The 22,804-nt window shown below is 31.5% G+C and carries 28 protein-coding genes; 14 read left to right on the top strand and 14 right to left on the bottom strand.

All coding sequences use genetic code 11. From position 1 onward, the window contains the following. Window positions 1-30 precede the first annotated feature (30 nt). The 3 genes from BG20_RS13575 to BG20_RS00540 are packed head-to-tail and all read right to left on the bottom strand — an operon-like array spanning window position 31 to window position 1,619. The gene (locus BG20_RS13575) at window positions 31-309 is read right to left on the bottom strand and encodes a phosphopantothenate/pantothenate synthetase family protein (RefSeq protein ID WP_250635812.1); all 279 of its coding nucleotides are present in this window, start codon (window positions 307-309) and stop codon (window positions 31-33) included. 13 nt (window positions 310-322) lie between these two features. Next, entirely contained in the window at window positions 323-694 is a 372-nt protein-coding gene (locus tag BG20_RS13570) for a phosphopantothenate/pantothenate synthetase family protein (RefSeq protein ID WP_010189584.1), read from the bottom strand. 10 nt (window positions 695-704) lie between these two features. Further along, on the bottom strand, window positions 705-1,619 hold the full coding sequence (locus tag BG20_RS00540) for a pantoate kinase (protein WP_010189583.1): 915 nt from the start codon (window positions 1,617-1,619) through the stop codon (window positions 705-707). A 65-nt stretch (window positions 1,620-1,684) separates the two neighbouring features. Here BG20_RS00540 and BG20_RS00535 point away from each other — a divergent pair, with 65 nt between their 5' ends. Further along, on the top strand, window positions 1,685-2,665 hold the full coding sequence (locus tag BG20_RS00535; protein WP_010189582.1) for a PhoU domain-containing protein: 981 nt from the start codon (window positions 1,685-1,687) through the stop codon (window positions 2,663-2,665). Here the strand turns inward: BG20_RS00535 and BG20_RS00530 are convergent, their stop codons facing one another. Further along, window positions 2,666-3,178 (bottom strand): NUDIX hydrolase, encoded by a 513-nt coding sequence (locus tag BG20_RS00530; protein WP_010189581.1) that lies wholly within the window; start codon window positions 3,176-3,178, stop codon window positions 2,666-2,668. It abuts the gene before it with no gap. A gap of 25 nt (window positions 3,179-3,203) precedes the next feature. Further along, complete coding sequence (locus BG20_RS00525; RefSeq protein ID WP_010189580.1) at window positions 3,204-4,106, bottom strand: AsnC family transcriptional regulator; 903 nt, start codon at window positions 4,104-4,106, stop codon at window positions 3,204-3,206. Between the two features lie 147 nt (window positions 4,107-4,253). Between BG20_RS00525 and BG20_RS00520 the strand changes: the two genes are divergently transcribed. From BG20_RS00520 to BG20_RS00495, 6 genes are read left to right on the top strand one after another with little or no spacing between them, the layout of a single operon-like run. Continuing rightward, window positions 4,254-5,411, top strand: coding sequence for an ABC transporter permease (locus tag BG20_RS00520; RefSeq protein ID WP_048096932.1), 1,158 nt, complete (start codon window positions 4,254-4,256; stop codon window positions 5,409-5,411). A 28-nt stretch (window positions 5,412-5,439) separates the two neighbouring features. After that, window positions 5,440-6,108, top strand: coding sequence for an ABC transporter ATP-binding protein (locus tag BG20_RS00515; RefSeq protein WP_081477511.1), 669 nt, complete (start codon window positions 5,440-5,442; stop codon window positions 6,106-6,108). Beyond that, window positions 6,105-7,409 (top strand): COG1361 S-layer family protein, encoded by a 1,305-nt coding sequence (locus tag BG20_RS00510; RefSeq protein WP_010189571.1) that lies wholly within the window; start codon window positions 6,105-6,107, stop codon window positions 7,407-7,409. The genes BG20_RS00515 and BG20_RS00510 overlap by 4 nt, the downstream gene beginning before the upstream one ends. A 41-nt stretch (window positions 7,410-7,450) precedes the next feature. Beyond that, on the top strand, window positions 7,451-7,654 hold the full coding sequence (locus tag BG20_RS00505) for a hypothetical protein (protein WP_010189569.1): 204 nt from the start codon (window positions 7,451-7,453) through the stop codon (window positions 7,652-7,654). 60 nt (window positions 7,655-7,714) lie between these two features. Beyond that, the gene (locus tag BG20_RS00500; protein WP_010189567.1) at window positions 7,715-8,116 is read left to right on the top strand and encodes a hypothetical protein; all 402 of its coding nucleotides are present in this window, start codon (window positions 7,715-7,717) and stop codon (window positions 8,114-8,116) included. Between the two features lies 1 nt (window position 8,117). After that, window positions 8,118-9,665 carry an ABC1 kinase family protein gene (locus tag BG20_RS00495; RefSeq protein ID WP_010189566.1) on the top strand — a complete coding sequence of 516 codons (1,548 nt, stop codon included), beginning with the start codon at window positions 8,118-8,120 and terminating at the stop codon, window positions 9,663-9,665. Here BG20_RS00495 and hsp14 read toward each other — a convergent pair whose 3' ends face one another. Then, a complete protein-coding gene (hsp14, locus tag BG20_RS00490; protein ID WP_010189564.1) occupies window positions 9,666-10,055 on the bottom strand; it encodes an archaeal heat shock protein Hsp14 in 390 nt (129 codons plus the stop codon). A 65-nt stretch (window positions 10,056-10,120) separates the two neighbouring features. Next, window positions 10,121-10,378: a hypothetical protein gene (locus BG20_RS00485; RefSeq protein WP_048096937.1), complete on the bottom strand. Its 258-nt coding sequence runs from the start codon at window positions 10,376-10,378 to the stop codon at window positions 10,121-10,123. A gap of 265 nt (window positions 10,379-10,643) precedes the next feature. On the opposite strand from BG20_RS00485, the gene tmk reads away from it, so the two are divergent. From tmk to pyrH, 3 genes are read left to right on the top strand one after another with little or no spacing between them, the layout of a single operon-like run. Beyond that, window positions 10,644-11,225 carry a dTMP kinase gene (tmk, locus tag BG20_RS00480; protein WP_010189560.1) on the top strand — a complete coding sequence of 194 codons (582 nt, stop codon included), beginning with the start codon at window positions 10,644-10,646 and terminating at the stop codon, window positions 11,223-11,225. Then, on the top strand, window positions 11,222-12,457 hold the full coding sequence (locus BG20_RS00475) for an HD domain-containing protein (protein ID WP_010189558.1): 1,236 nt from the start codon (window positions 11,222-11,224) through the stop codon (window positions 12,455-12,457). Before tmk ends, BG20_RS00475 begins: the two co-directional genes overlap by 4 nt. Further along, window positions 12,457-13,140, top strand: a complete 684-nt coding sequence (gene pyrH, locus BG20_RS00470; RefSeq protein WP_007402541.1) for a UMP kinase — start codon at window positions 12,457-12,459, stop codon at window positions 13,138-13,140. Before BG20_RS00475 ends, pyrH begins: the two co-directional genes overlap by 1 nt. Here the strand turns inward: pyrH and BG20_RS00465 are convergent, their stop codons facing one another. Continuing rightward, entirely contained in the window at window positions 13,141-13,497 is a 357-nt protein-coding gene (locus BG20_RS00465) for a hypothetical protein (protein WP_010189554.1), read from the bottom strand. It lies immediately after the preceding gene. 70 nt (window positions 13,498-13,567) lie between these two features. Between BG20_RS00465 and BG20_RS00460 the strand changes: the two genes are divergently transcribed. Next, complete coding sequence (locus tag BG20_RS00460) at window positions 13,568-14,128, top strand: hypothetical protein (protein WP_010189553.1); 561 nt, start codon at window positions 13,568-13,570, stop codon at window positions 14,126-14,128. 271 nt (window positions 14,129-14,399) lie between these two features. On the opposite strand, the gene BG20_RS00455 is transcribed toward BG20_RS00460, so the two are convergent. From BG20_RS00455 to BG20_RS00440, 4 genes are all read right to left on the bottom strand, one after another. Continuing rightward, window positions 14,400-15,044, bottom strand: a complete 645-nt coding sequence (locus BG20_RS00455; protein WP_048096931.1) for a Dna2/Cas4 domain-containing protein — start codon at window positions 15,042-15,044, stop codon at window positions 14,400-14,402. Window positions 15,045-15,077: 33 nt separating this feature from the next. Then, complete coding sequence (locus BG20_RS00450; RefSeq protein WP_010189551.1) at window positions 15,078-15,314, bottom strand: hypothetical protein; 237 nt, start codon at window positions 15,312-15,314, stop codon at window positions 15,078-15,080. An 8-nt stretch (window positions 15,315-15,322) separates the two neighbouring features. Next, entirely contained in the window at window positions 15,323-16,360 is a 1,038-nt protein-coding gene (locus tag BG20_RS00445) for a V0D/AC39 family V-type ATPase subunit (RefSeq protein WP_010189550.1), read from the bottom strand. Window positions 16,361-16,426: 66 nt separating this feature from the next. Further along, window positions 16,427-17,095 carry a hypothetical protein gene (locus BG20_RS00440; protein ID WP_007402535.1) on the bottom strand — a complete coding sequence of 223 codons (669 nt, stop codon included), beginning with the start codon at window positions 17,093-17,095 and terminating at the stop codon, window positions 16,427-16,429. Window positions 17,096-17,223: 128 nt separating this feature from the next. On the opposite strand from BG20_RS00440, the gene BG20_RS00435 reads away from it, so the two are divergent. From BG20_RS00435 to BG20_RS00425, 3 genes are all read left to right on the top strand, one after another. Further along, window positions 17,224-18,786, top strand: coding sequence for an ammonium transporter (locus tag BG20_RS00435; RefSeq protein ID WP_048096930.1), 1,563 nt, complete (start codon window positions 17,224-17,226; stop codon window positions 18,784-18,786). A 71-nt stretch (window positions 18,787-18,857) separates the two neighbouring features. After that, the gene (locus BG20_RS00430; RefSeq protein ID WP_010189548.1) at window positions 18,858-19,634 is read left to right on the top strand and encodes a sulfurtransferase; all 777 of its coding nucleotides are present in this window, start codon (window positions 18,858-18,860) and stop codon (window positions 19,632-19,634) included. Window positions 19,635-19,793: 159 nt separating this feature from the next. Next, entirely contained in the window at window positions 19,794-20,498 is a 705-nt protein-coding gene (locus BG20_RS00425) for a hypothetical protein (RefSeq protein ID WP_010189547.1), read from the top strand. A gap of 145 nt (window positions 20,499-20,643) precedes the next feature. Here the strand turns inward: BG20_RS00425 and BG20_RS00420 are convergent, their stop codons facing one another. Together BG20_RS00420 and BG20_RS12890 are read right to left on the bottom strand one after the other, a co-directional pair. Beyond that, complete coding sequence (locus tag BG20_RS00420) at window positions 20,644-22,443, bottom strand: V-type ATP synthase subunit I (protein ID WP_238527415.1); 1,800 nt, start codon at window positions 22,441-22,443, stop codon at window positions 20,644-20,646. Between the two features lie 8 nt (window positions 22,444-22,451). Further along, window positions 22,452-22,742 (bottom strand): hypothetical protein, encoded by a 291-nt coding sequence (locus BG20_RS12890; RefSeq protein WP_238527414.1) that lies wholly within the window; start codon window positions 22,740-22,742, stop codon window positions 22,452-22,454. Window positions 22,743-22,804: the final 62 nt, after the last annotated feature.

The raw sequence follows: 22,804 nt of genomic DNA, 5'->3' as shown, positions 1-22,804 counted from the left end.
TATTAAAGTCCTTAACAATTTTTTTTAGTTCTACTTTATTTTTTTTGATAATACCTCACAATTCATTATCAACAAATCTATTGCTCGTGTAACATTGTCTACAATTGTTATGTTTGCTGTTTGTGAAGTTCTTGAAAGTGGGTTTAGATCAAAAGTAATTACTTTTTTTCCAGCTTTTCTTAATGCAATTGTTCTATCACCATCCTCGAGTGGTACTATTACTACATCTGCTGCAAAAATTCCATTTTTGTCAACTATTCTTCTAGCTGAATCTAAACCTAGTAATTTTGTTGATGAATCTCGATTTATGCCTAGAATATCATTAGCTCCACTTTTTTTTGAGAGTTTTTATGATGTTTCGTTTTCGTTTTTCGTTTGCATAAAATAGATTCACTTCGATTTTTGCTTTTGTAGTCTTTGCGAGTTTGACTATTTCTTTTGGACATAATGCAGCAATATTACCATTGACTGAGATAACTGGTAATTTTGCCAAAAGAATTTGTGCAGCAGCAGCTTTTATTGCTTTTTTTGCAGCATTTCTTGTTTTCTCACCAAGTAAATAATCAAACGCTTCTCCTCTACCGTGTGCTAAAAGACCTTCTTTAGCTACTAACCCATGATCAAATCCATCTACAAGTTTTTCCCTTATAAAAAGAGATTTTGCCCTAGGATGAGATTTAGGAATTAAAGACATTAACAATCAGTTAATTATTGAGCAGCCTAGCTCCATGATTATCTAATTTTGATTTAATGATTATTCCATCCGAATATTTTTCTAAAATTTTTAAAACTTGTTTTTCTTTATCAATTGGTATCATCGTAAATACTGTTTCACCAAATAATGCAACCCCACACTTTATTCCATTTGAAGATAATTCTTTTATTAATTTCTCCATTCTTAAAGTCATAACTTGTACATACTTTGCAAACTCTAAAGACATATCCTGAAAATGTTCATAATTCTTTGATTCTAATAATCTGTCAACCATTTTTCCTCCAAGACCGTTAATTTGAAAAAGACGTTCTTTGATGAACTTGTTAGTGGAAATTGGAGAAAAACAGATCATAATTATAGAAATATCTTCAGTGTTTATTTTTTCAACTTGACCTATACCTGGTGCTCCTGGTTTAACTCTTATTTCAAAACCTCCATGATATGATGCTAAAACATCACCCAATCCTGTTTTACAATTTATTTCAGCGTTATGTGCAATTTTACCAATGATAGTTTGATCTAATTTTGTTTTAAGAACATGATCAAGTGCATATGATAATGATAATGCAACAGCACTACTAGAACCTAAACCATATCCAACAGGTATTGTAATTTCATGCTGTATATCAAAAAATAAATTTTCAAAATTTCCTAACTTTAAAAATTCATTTAATACATATTCCGAGACATCTGTTTTGTCTGATTGATATCCTGTAGTTGTAATTTTGAAGTTTGAATTTTGATTATCTTTGGGAAAAATATTGACATGAGTAGTAACTCCTTCTTTAATTGAAAATCCTGCTCCCATAGAGCCTAATTCTTCAGACTTTTTTTGATTATTGTTCTCCAAATATGCTTTGAAAAAACCTGTGATATGAGCAGGACAAAATGCTGTAGCCTCCATTAATCTTAGTTTAAACTTATCACAAAATATAAGAATATAGATTAAATTAATTATATTAGTATAAATTGGCTAAATTCATTCGACGCCTACAAAGGATTGGTAGTAGTATTCTAGTTTCATTACCTAAAGAATGGGTTGTTGCCAATAATCTGGATAAGAGTAGTCAGGTTGAGTTAGATACTGGACAAGATACAATTTCAATTTCTGCAAATAAAGAAATGCGACCTACCAAAGAACTTGTAATTTCGTATCCTTTACCAAAGGATGAAAATATTGTAGCAGACATCACTGGAGCTTATCTTTTGGGCTATGATATTATTCAAATCACATCAAAATCAATAATCCCAGGTGAGGATAGAGAACAAATTAGAAATTCAATGAGGCGATTAGTTGGGATGGAGATTATTGAAGAAGATGCTTCCAACATTAACATGCAATTTCTTTTAGATGCAACTACACTAAACCCAGAAAAAATACTGAAACGAATGAGTTCCATTGCACTTGGAATGTATGATGATGTATCAAATGGATTGATTTCTATTGATAAATCAAATTTACAAACTTTATCAAAACGTGATGTTGAAGTTAATAGACAATATTTTCTTCTAGTACGTTTAATCAGAAGTACACTTGTTGATAAAAGATTAGCAAATGTATTTAATTTAGAAAATATTGATATTTTAGATTATAGAGTAGCTGCAAATCTTTTGGAAAATGCTGGTGATACAATAGTAGAATTGGCTAATTTTATTTATAATTCATCATTATCTGATGAACATTTAAAAAATATTTTTGATGTAGTTAAAAATTTTAACTCATTAGGAGAAAAATCAATTAATGCGTTTACAAAACCTGATAGACGTTTAGCAATAGAAGCTATATCATTACATAAAAAATATCAAGAAAACCTTTCTAAATTAAGAAATACAATAGGAAATAAAAAACAAATTCCAATTGATCTTCTTGATCTTGTATATATGTTTGAACGAATTGCAAAATCCTGGGCAGACGTTGTGGATCTTGTAAAACCAATATACAATAAATAACTAAAATAATTTATTTTTTGCAGCATACGTCATTACTGCACAAATTGTTTTTGAATCTTGTATTTTTCCGTTTTTAATCATTGAAATTACTTTTTTCAGATCCATTTTTACCACAGATAATATTTCATCTTCATCAAGCTTCAGATTTGCAATTTTCTTTAATCCTGAGGCTATAAAGCAGTGAATGATTTCAGTATTGTAACCAATAGATGGATAATATGAAATCAAAGGGGTCATTTTTTTGGCACTATAGCCAGTTTCTTCTTCTAATTCTCTAAATGCGCATTTTATTGGATCTTCCTTTTTTTCTAACGTGCCTGCAGGAATTTCAATCACATATCCATGAGGATATCTATGTTGTTTAACTAGAATCACCTTATTATTTTCATCAAACGCTAACATTGCAGCTGCCCCTCTATGTTCTATCATTTCCCGTTTTACTTTTCTGCCTTCAATTGTTATATCATAAACACTGAGACCTAAAATTTTTCCTTCATAGATCTTTTTCTTCATGTTGTATTCTTAATCTTGCTCTTAATTAATTTGTTTGATATGAAAGATGAAGTGTAGGGGATTTTTTAGCATTATCAATAGCTTTCTTTAACCAATTTAATGGGAAAGATATTTTTTTTGGAATAAATAGATCTGCAGACTTTACACTATCCATGTTTCTTACTCTTTGAGTTAACTCATCCATTTCAAATATGTCTTTACTATACATGAATAATACAATTTGATTTTTAGCTATAAATGGTATTTGCATAAAAGAATCAGAAAACTCCCTATTCATTTTTTTTAATGTTTCTCTAATATCTCCATCAATCCATGTAAGAATGGCATGTGGAATATATTTTTCAACTTTTGTTGGATCATAAACCAGTGTAAATTGAATTCCCTCATTTTCATGTAATTTATCAATACATCTAGTTATTGTTTTTGTTGATAATTTTGTATCTTTTGATATTTTCTCAATTTTTTGTCTAGGTTCTTTAATTAACTGTTCTAAAATTTCTAAATCTGTTTTAGTTAAATTAGAATTAAATCCTGGATTTTCTGCTTCAAAAATTGACAACACTCTAACATCTTTCATTAATTTTTTTGCTAGTAATGTTTTTTCCTGCGCATTTTCTTTTATTACAATACTACAGACTGTGATTCCACCGATACATGGTACTACTAAAAATGGTTCTCCAACTAAACTAATCTGTTCTAAAATCTCTTTAATATTTTGTCCTGAAACTACTATATACAGAACACCAAGTCCCAAAACTGGTGGCTCAACTTTTACTGTATACTTTTCAATAATTTTTATTTTTTCCATTTTTTGAATTCGTGCATTTACTGCACCACCTGAAATCCCTAACTCTTTTCCAATTTGTCTATCTGATTCTCTGCAATTATTCAAAAGTCTGCTTAAAATTTTAATATCTAATTTGTCCAATTCCTCACCTAAACCATCCTCATAATGATTAGAAGTTAATAATTAAATATAAAATTGTCTATAATGTTAGCACTATTAATAAAATACATTAAATATTAGACTATTTTTAATCTTATTGTGGTATACCAATTACGTCTAGCAAAAAGAATGCTATTTAACAAAAAGGGGAGTCTTATTGGAGCAGTATTAGCTGTAACTATTGGAATTTTGGTAATTCATGTAAATTTTGTAATTTTTCAAGGATTATTTGATGCGATAGTGAGAGATATCTCTGATTATAGAAATGGTAATGTTCTCGTTACAGATGAAGAAAATTTTATCACGAAATCAGATCAATCTTTAGTTAAATGGTTTGAAAGAATTCCATATGTCGAAGCTGCCACTCCAAGATTATCATCGTCAACTTCAATTAACATGACAAAATTTGGCACACTTCATGAAAAAACTAGAATACCTATTGTAGGTGTTGATCCATTAAGAGATATTAGAACTTCTACAGTTAGTGAAACTGTTACTGATGGACAATATGTTTATGCAAGAAATTCCATCGTACTAGGTTCAAATGTTGCAAGGGATCTTGGGGGTGCTCAGGTTGGTGATAGTTTAAAATTAAAAATTGTTGATAGATATGGACAAGATCAAATAAGGAGATTTGTTGTAACTGGAATTGCAAAATCTCCTGGAGGTCAAGGTTTTGATTATAGTGTGGTTGTTCATATTGACACTTTACGTGATATGATGAATAGACACGGTGAATCAAGTTCCATTATGGTAAAACTAAAAGATCCTACTAAAGCAACTGATGTTAAAAATTTCTTTTTAGCCGCTTTTCCAAATGATGATTTTGTAGCAGAGACAATAGAAGAATCTGCTGAAGAACAATTAGCAGGATTTAGATCTGGTATTGCAATGATTAACATGATAGGATATTTTGGAATGATGTCATCTGCTTTCGCTATTGTTACAATTCAAATGATGTTAGTTAATGGTAAAACAAGAGAAATAGGCATAATGAGATCAATAGGTGCAACAAGGAAAGACATTTTGGTAATTTTTATTTTTCAAGGAATGATTATTGGAGCAATTGGTGCAGGAGTTGGAACTGCAGCAGGATTGGGATATACATTTTATGCAAAGGAAACAAAAATGTCTTTCAATAATAGCCTCCCATTAGAAGTAAGCTATAATTGGGAAAAAATTGTTCAAACTGCAGTATTATCTTTTATTTTAGCGATTATTGCTTCGTTATATCCCTCGTATAGAGCAACTAAATTGTTACCAGTGGAGGCGATGAGAACTGTCTAGAGTACTTGAAGTTAGTAATTTAAGTAAAATTTATGGATCTGATGAAAACAAGGTAATTGCGTTAGATAATGTTTCATTTTCAATTGAAAAAGGAGAATTTGTATTGATTGTAGGTAGTTCTGGTTCAGGAAAATCTACTCTTCTTAACATGATCGGATTATTAGATCATCCAACAACAGGTAAAGTCTTCATTGATGGAACAGACACAACAAATCTAACTGATGATAAAATTTCTACATTTAGAAATAAAAAATTGGGATTTATTTTCCAATTTTCAAATCTTCTTACCGATCTTACTGTACTTGAAAATATATTATTACCTAGACAAATTGCAGGAACCAATCATTCTGCAGAAAAAGATGCTAGAGAATTACTAAAAGCAGTTGGAATAGAAGATCAAATGAACAAAAGAGCAAATAAAATTTCAGGAGGACAAGCTCAAAGAGTTGCAATTGCTAGAGGGCTCATAAATCACCCTTCAATTGTTTTAGCTGATGAGCCAACTGGTAATTTGGATTCTGTCACATCTGCAACAATAGTTGATTTAATGAAATCAATGGCAAAAAATTTGAATCAAACATTCATTATTGTTACTCATGATAGACAACATTTTGGAGATGTTGATAGAGTAATTACAATTAAAGATGGAAAAGCATTTGATGAAAATCAACCTTCTAGGATGGAGGTTTTAGTATGATTAATCATAAAATTTTATTTTCATTGATGCTTCTACTTCTTATTCCGTTAATTGTACACGATTCATTTGCTCAAATTACATCTGGAGGTTTTGGAAAATCTCCATTCGAAAGAGATTTTGGAGATATAAAACAACTTGATGCGTATTTTGGAACTATTAATGAAAAAATTGAAGTTGATCCTGGTGATAGTAATGTACCGTTTACAGTAGTATTTGCAAATGTAGGAACCCAAGACATTACTGGAATCAAAGGCCAACTATCACTTCCTCTTGGATTTTCCTCAGCAGATGGGTCAGGTTCTCTAATAATCGCTAATGAAAAGTCTAATTCATTGGCAGGTAACACTTTCTACCTTACATTTTATGTCAATATTGATAAAAATGCAAAAATCCAACAATATGCTGGGTCTGTTAAAGTTGATTACTCAAGATTACGAGAATCTGGAGTTAGATCATCTTTTTCAGATTTTAACTTTAAAGTTACAGGAGATAGTATAATCAATGTTAAAGCATTAGATCCATTTCTTACTTCTTTGAAAACAAACAACATAGTAATTGAGATTTCAAATGATGGAACTGCACCTCTTTCTAGTGTTGATATTGTAGCATCAAATACTCAAACAGAACTTGCATCAACTTCTACATCAACTACTAATGTCGAAAATGTAGTGATTTTAGAATCTAATTGGGATGTTGGAAACATTAATCCAAAATCATCTAAATATCTAACTGCTACTGTTTACGTCCCAGAAAATCTTCAACAAGATACTTTACGAATTCCGTTAACAATAAAATACTATAATGCTCATGGTGACTTGCAAACTGTCTCGAAAATTGTTGATTTCTACATTAAAGGAATGATTGATCTTACAGTTTACGGTGTTGATGTAATTGAATTATCTGGCACTCAAATGGTTGTGGGTGAAATAATTAATGAAGGAAATGAAAAAGCTTTATTCGGTTTTATAACTCTTGAACCATTAAACAATTCTAACATAAAAAAACAAACACAATTCATTGATGAAATTGAAACTGATTCACCTGTACCATTTAACATTCCCTTAGAATTTGATGGCAAACCACAATATGGAGAACATAACATTCAACTTACTGTAAGATACAAAGATAGTATCAGAGATGAAATATTTCTAGTACATAATGCAACAATATTTCTAAAAGAACCACCAAAGGTTGACTCTGGAAATAATTCACAATTAATGATTATTCCAATAATTATAGTTGTAGCAATTGTGATGTATGTGATTCTTAGGCGTAAAAAATCTAAAGTTTCTACTGCATGATAATCATATTATAAATTAGAAACAATTAGAAACTAAATTTATTGAAAGTTCATCAAAAACTAACAATTATTGGAGGAATCTTACTTGCTGTTACATATTTGATTTACAATTATCATCAAACAGTGCATCCTGGAATTGGATTCAATTATGCCTATGTTACTGGAATTTCAATGATGATTGTATTTATTGCAAGTTTTATCCTGTTTGGCATTGAACGATTAAAAGAGTCAAAATCTAAAAAATAAATTATTAGAATCAAGTCTAAGATACTAATTTTTTATTATGACTAAGATTATAAACAAATAATGGATCTTGCGTTTATGCCAAAAGATGAAATTGCAGTTCCAAAAGAACTTCGAGAATTTATGCTAACAAGAGCAGAAGAAACTGCACTTGGACAAAAAAATGGCGCAAAAAAACAATTTCGGTATGGTAATTTACACATTAGAGAATACGATGATAAATTTTTAGTTCATACTGATAAAGTTGATCCTAGAAAAGATCCAATCGGTCATTTAGTTTATGATGCTCCAGAGGTTCTTGTAGGGTTAACATGTTTGATTTTAGGTGGTTCAAAGATTTCAAAAATATTTCAAAATTATGGCAAATCAAATAAATCCACTATAGCCACAACTGTTCTTTCTTCAATTGTTGCAGGTTATGTTGGATATGTTACAACTAAAAAAATTAAAAAATATTTAGAATAAAATGTCTACGACTAGAACTATTCAGGTATTTATCAAATTACTCCCTTCAATTTTAGCACTAAGAAAAGATAGAAGAAGATGGGTAAAAACAGAAGGTAAAGATAATGATTTAGAAATATATCGTAAAAATGCACGTAAAGTTTTAAACACTTTCATATCACTAGGTCCTGTTTACATAAAATTAGGACAGTGGCTTTCATCTCGAGCTGATATTTTACCACAGCCATATTTGGAAGAACTTTCTAAACTACAAGATAATGTTCCATCAGCTTCATTTGATAAAGTTAAACCCATAATTGAAAATGACATAGGCCCAATCAATGAAACATTTGATAGTATTGACACCAATCCTATTTCTGGTGCTTCATTGGGTCAAGTTTATCGAGGAAGGATACATGGTCAAGAAATAGTTGTTAAAGTAAAAAGACCTGGAATTGAAAAAATTGTTGACGAAGATCTCAAAGTATTAAAGAAAATTCTTCCAGTCGCATTAAGATTTGTGGATCCAAACTTACGTTTTTCTGCAAGAGCAATGCTTTCTCAATTTATTGAAACAATTCATGAAGAAATGGATTATACTATAGAATCATCAAATCTCAAAAAAATAAAACATGATATGCTCAAAAGTAACATGGTAATTCCTTCAGTATATGATGACTATTCTTCAAAAAATGTACTTACTATGGAATACATTCCAGGTATCAAAATTACTAATGTAGACGCCCTTGATGAAAAAGGAATTGATAGACAAAAACTGGTTATTGATGTTCATAAGGTATTTTTTACTATGCTCCTACGTCATTCACTTTTTCATGCGGATCCTCATCCTGGAAACATATCAGTGACTGACGATGGAAAACTCATTCTTTATGACTATGGAATGGTTGGACGATTAGATAATGAAACTAGAATGAGATTGATTAGACTGTATCTTGCTCTGGTTGAAAAAGATCCTCCTAGAACAGTTAACGCAATGGCTGATCTGGGAATGCTGACTCCAAATTTCAATCGTTCAGTAATTGAAAAAGGAATAGAATTAGCTGTTGGTGCCATGCATGGAAAAAAGCCTGATGAAATGGAAGTTCAAAGTTTAATGGAACTAGCAAATAAAACAATGAGTAAATTTCCATTTGTTCTTCCAAAGAATTTAGCGTTATACATGAGAATGGCATCAATAATTGAAGGAATTTACAAAACTCATAAAGTTGATTTTAAATTTGTTAAAGTATTAAAAGAAGTCTTAGAAGAAGAACATTTGATTAAGGACGCATACATTGAAGAATTAAAATATTCATTTCAAAGATTTGCAAAATCAATTGATGCTACAATATCAATAGCTCCTGAACTAAAAAAACTCATTGATGAAAACAGATCAATACAGCTTAACACCAAACCAAAATCAAATGTTTTACTCTCTGGGAGCATTCTTTCTTCCGCTATTTTTTTAGGTTCTTCTGTATTGTATACATCAAATGAAGATATGGGAATTCTTGGAATGTTGGGTTCCTTGGTAATAATGAGTATATCTGTAATCTTTAGAAATCACTAATTATTCAATTGAGATGTCTTTTCCATGTTTTTTAACTGGAATTGTAACTGTTAATACTCCATCTACATATTTTGCAGAACTAACTTCCCCCCCATCATCTATCTCAACTGGTAATTTCATTTTTTTATCTATGATGTTTGGTCTTTGATTGCATATCATATTGTGATTTTTTTCATCTGAAATTTCTTTACATGCTTGAATTGAAAGAATATTTCCATCTAGTGATAATTTAATATCTTTTTTTGTAAAACCAGGAATGTCAATTAATACAATTAATTTATCATTTTCTAAGTGTATATCTACTGGTGGCAAAACAAACTCATAAAATTCTCTAGATTTATTCCCAATTTCTTTTATCATTTCTTTTGCTAATGATTTAACAAGTCCCATTTTGAAATATATTCTTAATTTTTAGTTATAAACTTTGGTCAATTTTCAAATTTTTTTTTGATGAATTATGCTGATATTTCTGGCACTGACATACCTCCGTATCCAGGATCCATCTTTTGTTTTGGATTTAATGAAGTATCATGATGACATGCTTTATTGCATACCGGACAAAATTTTCTATCTAAAACAATACATTGACAAATATGGTTCTTCACATAAGCCTGAGCAGCTTGATTCCATTCTCCTGTACCGTTACAGTATACGCAGCTATTTGATGAAATTGAGCCTACTCCTTTGCAAAAATCACATACATCTTCTTTCATATCTATTATGAACTCCTCTTTGTTTTTTATTCCATATAATTGAAGAGATCTGAGTTTTGTGCGTAAAAAGTTGACTTTGTAGTATTTCAACAATCAATTTAAAATAAATTATTTATCAACAACATTTTAGATATAAACAAATTTAGAAAATTTTTATTTTTATTTATTTCATTTCTAAACTATAATTTTGTGCGTAAATCATAACAAAATTACATTATTTTCTTGATAGATTTTTAATCAATTAATTTCTCTGATTTTGTAACTTATGATAATTGTAATTGAAGGAGGAGATCAAGCAGGAAAGAAAACTCAAACTGCATTATTGGCAAAAGCATTAAAACAAAGAAAAATCAAAACTACGACTTTCAGCTTTCCTGATTATAAGACCCCTATAGGAAAAGAAATATCAAAATATCTAAATGGTAAAAGAAAATTTCCACCCCAAGTGATTCATTGTCTCTTAGCTGCAAATAGATGGGAGAAATTAAATGACATTCTAAATGCTCAATCAAAAAACTCTGTTTTAATCATGAATCGATACTACCAATCTAATCTAATCTATGGTTTGGCAAATGGCATGAATCGTAAATGGTTAGAAAATTTAGATTCAGGGCTCCCTAAAGCGGATCTGGTAATTTTATTAGATGTATCTCAAACAGAATCATTTCGTAGAAAAAAAACTAATAGAGATAAATTTGAAAAAAATGAAGAATTTCTTAGAAACATATCAAAAATTTATAGAAAAATTGCAAAGAAAGAAAATTGGAAAATTATAGATGCATCAAAACCAAAACAAGAAGTTCATAAAAATATTTTGCAAGCATTTACAAAGAAAATAGGAATATGAAAAAAAATTATTTAGATATAGTTGATCCTATTCATGATTTTATTCGTGTGTATGATCATGAACTAAATATTATTGATACACCAATATTTCAAAGACTGAGACGAATTCGTCAACTGTCTGGTGCTCATTTAACTTATCCTGCTGCACAGCATACTAGATTTGAACATTCTTTGGGTGTTATGCATATTGCAAGTCAAGCAGGTCAAGCATTAAACGAGAAAGGAATTATAAAATCAGATGATATTGAAATTTTAAGACTTGCAGGATTGTTACATGATATTGGTCATGGACCTTTTTCACATCTTTTTGAAGAGGTAATACAACAAAAAAAGTTTTCACATGAAGATTTTGGTAAAGAAATTATTTTAAAATCCGAAATTGGAGATAGTTTATCAAAAAGCGGTTATGACAAAAAACTTATCACAAAAATTGCTTTTGGTGATTCAAAATTACAGTACATGAATGAAATTATTTCAGGAGCATTGAGTGCAGACATGATGGATTATTTGTTACGAGATGGATATTTTACTGGTGCTGAACATGCACAAATTGATCATAAAAGAATAACTCAGTCTTTAGATGTGCACAAGAAAAAACTTGCTTTAGAAAAATCTGCATTATATTCTTTTGAATCTATGATGCATTCACGTTATCAAATGTTTAAAGCTGTATATTTTCATAAAACAGTAAGAGCTGCAGAAGTAATGCTTTTAGAAGCATTACGCTTATCTTCTGACGAATTTGGTTTTACCTCTTTTAACATTCATGAATACGTAAAACTTACAGATGAATACGTATTATCAACACTGATCTCATCAAAATCATCTAAATTAAAACGTGCCAAACAATTTGCTGAAGATTACCAAAATAGAAAATTGTTAAAATGTGTATTTGAACGAATTTTAACCAGTAGGACAAATTTGGGAAAAACCAAAACTAACGAATTAAGATCATCAATATCAAAAAAATCAAAAATTGATGAAAGTGAGATATTTGTAGATAGTTCAGTTACACCATCAATTCCACTTGCACCATCTAAAAATGAATCAAAACACATCATATTGATTACAAATGAAAATGGTAAATCAACTGCTCAAGAGATGCCTATATCCCAAATTCCAGTAGTTTCAGCAATATCTGGATTTATGAATATTCTAAGAATATACACACATCAAAAGAATAGAAAAAAAGTTGAAATTGCCGCAAAATCAATCCTTGGTGGATTAAAGTAATGAAAAAACGAATTGTCATCAAACTTTCAGGGCGAATTTTTGGAATGGATAATACTAAAATGTTAAAAGACTATGCTTCATTCCTAGTCAAAATTAGTAAGATATGTCAACCAATAGTTATTGCAGGTGGTGGAAACATTGCTCGACATTACATTAATCATGCAAGATCATCCGGAGCTGATGAATCTACACTAGATGAACTCGGAATAGAGATCTCTAGATTAAATGCAAAACTATTGATTTATGCTTTAAAAAATAAAGCATATTCACATCCTCCAACAACTTTGCAAGAAGTAAGACATGCAGTAGATGATGGTTTGATTGTAGTTGCAGGTGGTTTACATCCAGGACAAAGTACCAATGGAACTGCAGCTCTTATAGCTGAAAAAATAAACGCAGAACAATTTCTTAATGCTACTGATGTTGATGGGGTATATGACATGGATCCAAACAAATTCAAAAATGCAAAAAAATTCAAACGAATTGAACTTAAAAATCTGAAAAATATGCTTGTTCATGAAGATTCTATTGCTGGAGGCTACGATTTGATGGATATTGTTGCTCTAAAAATTATTGAACGCTCTAAAATAAAAACACGAATAATCAAGGCTGATATCAAAATTCTTGAAAAAGCAATTAAAGGCGCAGATGTGGGAACTGAAATAGTTCTTTCTTCAAAATAGTTATTCAGAAACTTCGTTTTGTACTGTTGGACGTCGTTCTGACCAAATTTGAATCTCATTTTCTGGATATTCTGGAATGCCTGATTCTCTTAATTTTTTGTAAATTGATAATGCTTCATTTTTTTCTAGTGCTTTTGATTGAGCTTTTGTAAATCCGTCTTTATCTGCCAGAATTGCAACATATCCATCAGGCGAATTAATTACTGCAACAAAATCCTCTTCTCCAACTGGAAAAAACTTACCATCTATTTTCTTTGTAGTTAATGTCAGCATTCCAAAACCTGCAACTTCAAACATCTTCATTTGTGATTTACCTGCTCTTTGCTTTCCTTCTTGCACTGCTTGAAAATACTGCATATTTCATTTTATTCTTTAATATTATAATAACTATCTCAACATTTAAGACATCTAAATATATCTTAATTTCATGAATCCAAAAATCTTTGTAATTGTTGCAATTATTGCGTTAGCTGCAGCTCTTGGTGGGATTCTCTTATCAGGTTCATCTTTTATTAGCTCTACTCAAAAAAATGACAATCAAATAACATCACATGAATCTCAGAAAATTTTACCAATATCTATTGAACTCAATGATGTTTCAATTCTTGATATAACAAAAAGATCTGCAATAATTGAGACCTCATTTAAAATCAGTAATCCTAATCCTAGTTCTATAATAATTCAAGTAATGGATTACCAGCTATTTGAAACAGGATTCTCTAATGACAGTCAAATATCAGGTGGACAGATTGGTAGTAGACCTGAAGGTATGGTCGAGTTTGGCTCAAATTACTATACTCTACTTGGCGATAGCACAATCACTCTAAAAGATAAAAAAGTTTTACAAAATACTGGTAACACTCCAGAATTGTGGGCAGTGCTAGAAAATAACACTGCAAAATGGCGAGTTAGTGGAGACATTTATTTTAATTTAAGCTCAATGACTAGTGGACAAGAAAATCAAATTCATTTTGATTTGAAAAAATAGTTAAAATTTTTATAAAATATATTATAGTATCATAAAAATTAAAAATTATGATAATTTGTTTTTAGATAAAAAATATTGGCAAAATTATAAAAGCCCCTAAAATGATTTTTTATCAAATGGCAGAAGCAGGATTAGCCGCATTTGGCTCAGCAGTGGGAGTAGCAATTGCACTAGCAGTTGTTTGTTTTGCTCTTCGTGGTAAAGGACATCCAGAACCACTCGATTAATCAAAGAGATTAAAACCCCTTTACAATATTTTTCATTTATCTTACTAGTCTTTACCTAAACCTATCATTTCGGCTAATGAAACTTGTTTAGTGTTTTTCTTTGTAGTGAAACATCTTTGATAATATTGACATTCTGCACAATCATTAGATGGTTCTAAAATTGGTGTTTTTTGTTCTTTGAGCAGATCATTTAGAACTCTAACTCTTCTAATGATCTCTTCAAACATTTTTTTGTCACGTGTTAATGAAAACATGATTTCTTCTCTATCTCCAGTAATGTAAACAATAATTCCATCTGTTTTATCATAAATCCACATACATGCATTAAGGTAAAGCAGATCGTTTGCAACAGGTGCTTCTATAACTGTTTTAGAAGGTCTGAACAAAACAATAGAATCATCTACAATCATATCTGCCTGACCTCTTAATTTTATTTCATCAATTGAAAATTCTTTTGGGTCACTTCCATAATGTAATTTTCGAAGTAATCCTGAAAGTAGATCATTAAAACCTCTTCTTTCGACTTCTTTAGGATCAATCCTATCATAATATGAGCGTCTAAGACACTGAACTACTTCTTTTAGATGGATTGTTTTTATGTTCTTTGCATCAATTTCAACTTCTAATTCTCTTCCAATAGTATCCACTGCATTTTTTACCATACTTCGAAAATCTCTATCGCCCATCATACTAATTCACTTTATCTAATCCGCCCTTATAGATTAACTCATAATATTTGTCAAAAATTTTGAAATTTTACTTGAAAATGCTAATGTTAGAAAATGAACTCCAAAACCGATGACTGCTCCCACTATGATATCCCCTGTTAAAAAATAGATTCCAAGAAATAATCCTAATGGTGGTAATGACAAAATCATAGCCAAAAATGAGCTAACCCAGATGGTATTGGTTATTACCTCAGTAGTAATTTCAGTTTTTTTCTTTGGAAATCTTATCATTTTTTCAATTATTCTTCTTCAAGAATTAATTTTGACATTGTTACTTCAGTGGGTATTTTTTGTTCAACTGCAAATGCTATGGCTGCCAAATTTCTAACTTCAAATGTGGTTAATTTTGTAATTCCTACTATTGTAGCAAAACTAAACATTTTCGTAAAAGATCTTAACGCTGTTTGATAAATTGCCTTTTCAAAAGCTCTTTCAAATTCAGCAATTGCATCTAATTCTTTTTCTGTTTGAGGAACCAGGCTTTTGTATTTTGTATTCGATAATTCATTAAATGCATCTCTTGTTGTTGCAGCAGAGATCATTCTTCCTAACAATTCTTTAGCAGTTGGAGTTTGTGAAACAATCAAGTCTTGAATCTGCTCTTCTTGCAATCCCCAGAACTTACCTCTAATCACACTCAAAATATTGTAAAAGTCAATATCCATTCCAACTACTTTAGTGGCGTCTTTATCAGTATAATTTTTCATTGCACCAGCTAAATGTTGAATTAAAATTTTATCAAAATATGTGTCGAAAATCTGTATATTTTTTTTCTCATTGTATAATGCTGCAGCCTTTGCAATTTCATCACCAAAATGAACTGAATTCAAGCTTGCAACTGCTTCTTCAAGATCTTTTGCAACTAATGCTTTTATGACAATATCTCTCTGTTTGATTAGTTCTTCAGCATGAAGATTAACATGAGTCTCAATTTCTTCTTGAGATTTTCCTAAAGCTTTTCCTTTTAAAATTGATTTTAAATTAGAAACAATGAATTTCATATAATATGCATCTAAAACACCAGAATTACCTGATGTTTTTGCAATGGAATAATGTGTATCTGCTAGGTGACTTCTTAAAGCAGATTCAATACCCTGTGAGGTATATGGTTTTTCTACTTCTGCAACTGAGTCGCCATAAACGGTATTTTTTATCCTAGTCATTAATTCATCAAGATCCCTTGATTCTGCTAGGGTTTGAAAATCAGCTTTTTTTAATAATTTACCTCGCTTACTGTATGATTTTACAGAGGCATAGACATTTTTTGCGCCACCCATTTAGGTAAGTCTCAATGGATAACCGATTTTAATGTTTGGCGATTTTCTTCTCATAAATATGCCGTTTTAAGTAATTTCATTAAGGAATTTGATGGCTTCATCTTTATCTTGTTTTGATAGTTTCAAAAAGGCTTCTAAAATCTCCTTTTGAATAACTAACGATTCATCGGAAATATCCTTGAGTTTTGAGAGATCAAATGGGAGTAAATTTTTAATTTTATTATCACAAAACGCCTTTACATATTTTTGAAAAATCGAATATGTAAAATTGGGAATATTTTCTGATAAATTTCTAATTGTCTTTTCATATTCTTTTTCTTTAGAATCTGCTTCCGAAAAAAATTTTTCCAATAATTGTTCTTTATTTTTAACTTCACTAATGGATAATGCCACTAGAATTCCTTTTTTTGTCAAGTGGTAATATGGAATCCCCTTTTCTTGAAGTGCCTTTGGTCCACGTCTCATAGGTAGTCTTCCGTCCTCTTTGGCAATTTCCAAAGGAATCAAAATTTCATCTAGATCTCTAAAAATTCCAGAATAGATATTCTTCCAAGCAATTTCTTGTTTCTTTGCGATTTTCTGAGAAATTCCTGTTCTTGTTCTTTCAGCTGGGTTGGAATTATTTGCTAATATTGCAATAATTGATCTTTGTCTGTTTGCCTCTCCAGTTAATTCCATTTCTTTTGTCTTAAATGTGTCAAATATCGATAACTGTGTGCCTGATTTTATCTTCATTTAATCACCACATGACATAATTTTCATTTTCTATGATATTATCAGAATATACTAAAATATAATAATTTACATTTTTGCGTATTATTGCATCTTCAATGCTTAAATAATTTCCAATTTCGATTAATTTAATGAATTCTAGGAATCGCAAGTATGCTCTATTACTTGTGGTCTCAGTAGCCATTACAGCAGCTGGTGCAATGTCTCAGGCATTTGCACAAAGCGTTAATGATGGTATGGACGGATACGTTAAAGGAACTAGTGGGATTTACACTGGTAATCCTAACGAATGTTGGTATGATGATGGCGAAGGCAACATGCTACCCTGTAAAGTTGACACAGGTGATATGGCATGGATGTTGACTGCTACTTCATTAGTACTCTTCATGTCACCCGGCGTAGGTTTCTTTTATGGTGGATTAGCCAGATCAAAGAACGTCGTCAACGTACTTGGTATGACCTTAATCGTTATGGGTCTAATGTCAGTACAATGGGTTCTATGGGGATACTCTCTAGCATTTGGTCCAATTGATAGTGATGCAAACATGTACATGGGCTCACTTCAATATGTTGGCTTCAACGACGTCTCTCACTTTGCACCATTAGGTGAACCTGGTCCATGTGCAGACACATGGTCAGCAGCTTACCAGATGAATGCGATGGTAGAAGGCGATGTTTGTGGTCAAGGTTGGCCAAATACTGTACCTCACCAATTATTCGCAATGTTCCAAGCAACATTCGCAATTATTACACCGATTCTAATCATTGGTGGATTAATTGACAGAATTAAGTTCAGCGCATTGATTATATTCATACTCCTATGGGCTACCTTCGTTTATGATCCAGTTGCACACTGGGTTTGGGGCGGTGGTTACATCGGAGGAGGCGCAATAGATCTTAATCCTGATCTGTCTCCGTCGTTTGCATTAGACTTTGCTGGTGGTACTGTAGTACACATTACTTCTGGATTCTCTGCATTAGCAGGTGCCTTAATCCTTGGCAGAAGACTTGGATATGGTAAGGTACCTATGGAACCACACAACATTCCAATGGTAGTCCTCGGAGCAGGAATACTCTGGTTTGGATGGTTTGGTTTTAACGCAGGAAGCGAAGTAATGGTAGACGGCATTACTGTAAGCGCATGGACTGTTACAAATACTGCAACAGGTATGGCTGCTATTACTTGGGTCTTGATGTCATGGGCACATACAGGAAAACCAAGTATTGTAGGAGCTGCATCGGGTGCAGTAGCAGGATTGGTCGCAATCACCCCAGCTTCAGGTTGGGTAGGTCCGATGGCTTCAATTATAATTGGTATTGCAGCTGGAACCATCTGTTATGCATGTGTATCTTTTAAGAACGCACGCAAATGGGACGACGCATTAGATGTATGGGGAGTACACGGAATGGGTGGTCTTACAGGTGCTATTTTGACTGGTACATTAGCTAGTCCACACATTTGGGATACCGGTGACGGTATTGGTGCATGGACTGGTACTCCAGAAGGAATGGAACAGCAAGCAATCAGCATCATAGGTGCAGCCATTTCAGTAGGCTATGCATTTGGTGTTACAATTGTAATCCTCAAAATAATGGATGCCGTATGGCCTGGCGGAATCAGAGTAACTCCTAAAGAAGAGGAGATTGGTCTTGATTTGGCTCAGCACGGAGAAAGAGCGTACGTTAACGAATAAGGAAAAATCCTTTTCTTTTCTTTTTATTATTTAATCCAAATCAATTTAGATTTGATCATTTTATCCAAAACATGTTAATCACTTCAACAGAACTTAACTCGATACTAAATGATCCTAATATCATAATAGCTGACACTCGTTCCTTCAAAGAATATTCTGAAGGTCATATTCCAGGAGCTGTGAACTTGGATCTTTTTGCATTTCATTGGATTGATACAACAAAACAAGGGATTGAAAATTTTAACAATCAATCAAAAAATCTCCTTTCATTTCTTGGAGTTACACCGGAAAAAAAAGTAATCTTTTATGATTCTGTTTCTGGAATGCTTGCAGCAAGAGGTGTTTGGATGCTACACTATTTTTCTCATCAAAATGTTTCTATGTTAGATGGTGGATTTACTAAATGGAAAAAAGAAAATCTACCAATTGAAACAAAATTAAATGGTTTCAAACCATCTTTGTTTTCTGGTAAAATTAATCCAGAGATTATTTCTGGATTTGAATATATTAGAGAAAATCTGGATAATGTGAAAATTATTGATGTTCGTTCATCAGGAGAATATGATGGAAGTGTCATTCGAGCAGCACAATCTGGGCATATTCCAAATTCAATCAATATTGATTGGAATCAAAATATCAAAGAAGATGGTACTTTCAAAAACAATGATGAACTATCCAAAATGTATGATTTCCCAAAAGACTCTGAAATTGTTACTTATTGTCAGGGAGCATATAGAGCGGCTAATACCTTTTTGGCTTTGAAAAAACTTGGATTCAAAAATGTTCGTGTTTATCTAGGCTCATGGGGAGAATGGGGAAATAAATTAGAATTGCCTGTTGAAAAATAAAAGTTTCATTTTTACATAATTCATCTATTTTCTTTAAAACCTTCAACTTTTTCAGGAAATACCAATTTCAATGTTATTTTAGGATTTGAGTGCATTCAAGATCATCTAGTGCTAATTTGAAAAATTTTAAACTGAATTAAAATACTAATTTCAAAAATAATGAATGTGAAAAAAATTGCACTTGTACTTTTTTTACTTGGCATTGTCTTAGCTAGTCCTGCATATGGGCACAAGCTGATCAGTCATGATGACACACATAGAGATTTTGAATCTGCATTGAAAATTCCTGATCACAAGATTTCATGGGCAATTTACGAAGATTTAGGTGCAAATGAGACAAAATATTATTCTTTTAATGCAAAACATGGTGATTCATTTTATGCAAGTATTGTTGTGCCTAAAATTAATGGACTAGAATACTATTCTCCAACACTAGTTCTTGTTGGAAAAGGAATTTTTGAAAATGATGATGTTCCATTTGTAACCCAATTTGGTACTGAGAAATTTTTATACAAAGGAGAATTTCCTGGCAGAGAATTTTATGAACCATTTGGTCAGGTATCTTATTGGGAAAGACAAGAAATTAGAACAGAGATTATTCTCGATGGCGAATATTTTGTTGTAGTTACAGATGAAAATAATCAAAGCGGAAAATACAGTTTAGCAATTGGAACAATTGAAGATTTTTCAATTGGAGATTTTTTTACAATTCTACCAAAGGCTTGGTTTGATACAAAATTATTTGTAAATGATTACGCATCAATTGGAATATCCTTTTTTATTTTATCTGTAATTCTTACTGTGCCAATATTACTTCTAATTAATAAACGAAAAAATAAAAACTTTAAAAAAGTTAATGTATAGAAACAGAAGATAAAGAATCTAACGAAAATTAAATTTATTTAACTACATTCTAGAATTGAAATAAAATTTTATTTTTGTGCCTATTTGTACCCATCTTATTCCCCAAAATGGTATCTGGTTTCCGGAGTTGAAACTAAAACATGAATTATTTTCTTTTCCAAATGAATTGATTATAGATTAATTCTGGTCTAATTTGTCTAAATGGCTGAGAACCTCCAACATACCATTTTGTAAAGAATTCGTACAAATGCAATCTGAGTGACTGAATATAGACAATCAATCCCTCAATCATCATGATTCCCAAGTTACCACCAATAATCATTGCCATAGCTCCACCTGATGCAGCTCCACCTAAGGAAACAAATGCATTGTTTACAGTCATTAATAATGCTGCATGTACAAGTAACATGATTCCAAGTCGAGCATAACTAATTGTATGAGCTAAACTTTCTACAGTCTTTCCTAGTAATACTTCCATTAGAACACTTGCAGGATCTCCACCATCTTCTGGATGTTTCTTTGCATGTAAAATTCCGCCGACCATCATCAATACCATTGATGCAATTACAATTATTACCGAAATTCTTGTAATTATCCAAACTTGTGCCCAATCACCTAGAAATACAGTTACCCAAGGAACTGCTTCTGTATGTACTTTAGAATACATGTTCATCACATCGTATTGTGAACCAATCGCACACATCATAATTACAACAATTCCACCATAAAGTGTGATATTTGGAATTGCCTCTGTAAACATTACAAGTTTGTGTCCTTCTTGTGCTAATCTTCTGACACGCAATACCATTGCCCAAACGAGATGGATAACTCCAATGAATAATGAAACTTTCAAAATATTAATGACTTGATCAAATGTAAGTTCTGCAACACTCAGTATTCCTACAATCCAACTTACGGAATGTAGAGCGCCACCTTCTTCTAGGATTCCTTCAAATGGTCCCATATGTGAAATATGATATCCGAACATTTCTCCTGTACCGACACCTGCAATCGCAGCTGATGCACCGGAAATTGCAATTAACATTCCCCATCTTGAAAGGTCTCCCTGTCCTTTTACTTTGAATAATAGACCTAACCCCATTAGTAATAATCCGTGACCCATATCTGCAAACATCAGACCGTAAAAAATTGGCCACATCAATGCAATCATTGGAGTTGGATCTGGTTCTCCTTTCTTAGGAATACCTTGACTTTTTGTAATTACTTCAAATGTTCTTACAAATTTTTTATTATCAAATAATGTTGGCGACTCGTCAATTAGTTTTGGATCTGATACATCCTCAACTACTGACATCCATTGTTTTGTAGAATCTTTGAATTTCTCTTCCATTTTCTTTGGAATGTATCCTTGAATCACTGCAAAATTTTTAGTTCCTCCAGGTTTTCTTAACATCTCAAGTACATCTTTTGCAACTAGAGCCTTTTCATGAATAACAAGAATATCTTGACGAATTTTTTTCTTTAACCCTGCAATTTCTTTAGATATTGAAACTTGTTTTGCTGTCAGTTCTTTTATTTTGGATTCGGCTAATGCATATGCTTCACTAGGAATTTGTGGAAACCCTTCAGGAATTTTAAAAGTATTAGAATTGAAACTTCTTAAAATTTTTAAAACTTTGTCAGATTCTTCTACATTAGAAATTATTAAAAGAGCAGATTTTTCTTTATTCTCTAAATCATATTTGTAAATGGTAATTCCTTCAAGGGAGCGATTAATCTCTTCATAATCTGCAGAATCAATAACAAAAAGATTTGTAAAAAAATACCTCATTAATCCAAATCCTGTAAGATCAATCTGCATTTTTCTAATTACTTCTAAAGTATCTCTGAGAGATTTGTATTCCTCAATAGAAACTCTAGTGTTTGCAGCTTCCTCTAATAGGCTAGCAGGTTTATCTATAATTGAAGGAGCAGATTTTCTCAAGTCATTTATCATATCCTCAATTTCATTAATTTCATAATTTTTTTCTTAATTACAGTCCCTTTGAAGAGTATCTCCATAATTCCTACTGTTAAAGGAATTCCCATACCCTTGATTACATCATCAATTGATTGGAATGTTTTTTGTGCCTCTAATAATAGATCATCGATTTCAGGTGTTACAAGATCATTTGCAGAATCAATCTTATGAAACCATTCAAACTCAGTTAATCTGGAAATTGCCTGTGGAGATTCACTTCTTGGCAAAATGACACTTCCTAGTTTTAGATCTGCGGTTCCCAAGACAATCCTGTGTAATTTTATTTAGTTTAATATCTTTCCAAAATAGCCTTTTTTCCCAAACA

Source organism: Candidatus Nitrosarchaeum limnium BG20 (genome assembly GCF_000241145.1).
Lineage (GTDB): Archaea > Thermoproteota > Nitrososphaeria > Nitrososphaerales > Nitrosopumilaceae > Nitrosarchaeum > Nitrosarchaeum limnae.
The sequence above is the reverse complement of the archived record's forward strand: the minus strand, read 5'-3'. Positions and strand labels throughout refer to the sequence as shown.

Coding starts and splice junctions, on each gene's coding strand:
- BG20_RS13570 (WP_010189584.1), bottom strand. CDS start 694: ATGTCTTTAATTCCTAAATCTCATCCTAGGGCAAAATCTCTTTTTATA.
- BG20_RS00540 (WP_010189583.1), bottom strand. CDS start 1,619: ATGGAGGCTACAGCATTTTGTCCTGCTCATATCACAGGTTTTTTCAAA.
- BG20_RS00530 (WP_010189581.1), bottom strand. CDS start 3,178: ATGAAGAAAAAGATCTATGAAGGAAAAATTTTAGGTCTCAGTGTTTAT.
- BG20_RS00520 (WP_048096932.1), top strand. CDS start 4,254: ATGCTATTTAACAAAAAGGGGAGTCTTATTGGAGCAGTATTAGCTGTA.
- BG20_RS00510 (WP_010189571.1), top strand. CDS start 6,105: ATGATTAATCATAAAATTTTATTTTCATTGATGCTTCTACTTCTTATT.
- BG20_RS00500 (WP_010189567.1), top strand. CDS start 7,715: ATGGATCTTGCGTTTATGCCAAAAGATGAAATTGCAGTTCCAAAAGAA.
- BG20_RS00495 (WP_010189566.1), top strand. CDS start 8,118: ATGTCTACGACTAGAACTATTCAGGTATTTATCAAATTACTCCCTTCA.
- hsp14 (WP_010189564.1), bottom strand. CDS start 10,055: ATGGGACTTGTTAAATCATTAGCAAAAGAAATGATAAAAGAAATTGGG.
- BG20_RS00485 (WP_048096937.1), bottom strand. CDS start 10,378: ATGAAAGAAGATGTATGTGATTTTTGCAAAGGAGTAGGCTCAATTTCA.
- tmk (WP_010189560.1), top strand. CDS start 10,644: ATGATAATTGTAATTGAAGGAGGAGATCAAGCAGGAAAGAAAACTCAA.
- BG20_RS00475 (WP_010189558.1), top strand. CDS start 11,222: ATGAAAAAAAATTATTTAGATATAGTTGATCCTATTCATGATTTTATT.
- pyrH (WP_007402541.1), top strand. CDS start 12,457: ATGAAAAAACGAATTGTCATCAAACTTTCAGGGCGAATTTTTGGAATG.
- BG20_RS00465 (WP_010189554.1), bottom strand. CDS start 13,497: ATGCAGTATTTTCAAGCAGTGCAAGAAGGAAAGCAAAGAGCAGGTAAA.
- BG20_RS00460 (WP_010189553.1), top strand. CDS start 13,568: ATGAATCCAAAAATCTTTGTAATTGTTGCAATTATTGCGTTAGCTGCA.
- BG20_RS00455 (WP_048096931.1), bottom strand. CDS start 15,044: ATGATGGGCGATAGAGATTTTCGAAGTATGGTAAAAAATGCAGTGGAT.
- BG20_RS00450 (WP_010189551.1), bottom strand. CDS start 15,314: ATGATAAGATTTCCAAAGAAAAAAACTGAAATTACTACTGAGGTAATA.
- BG20_RS00445 (WP_010189550.1), bottom strand. CDS start 16,360: ATGGGTGGCGCAAAAAATGTCTATGCCTCTGTAAAATCATACAGTAAG.
- BG20_RS00440 (WP_007402535.1), bottom strand. CDS start 17,095: ATGAAGATAAAATCAGGCACACAGTTATCGATATTTGACACATTTAAG.
- BG20_RS00435 (WP_048096930.1), top strand. CDS start 17,224: ATGAATTCTAGGAATCGCAAGTATGCTCTATTACTTGTGGTCTCAGTA.
- BG20_RS00430 (WP_010189548.1), top strand. CDS start 18,858: ATGTTAATCACTTCAACAGAACTTAACTCGATACTAAATGATCCTAAT.
- BG20_RS00425 (WP_010189547.1), top strand. CDS start 19,794: ATGAATGTGAAAAAAATTGCACTTGTACTTTTTTTACTTGGCATTGTC.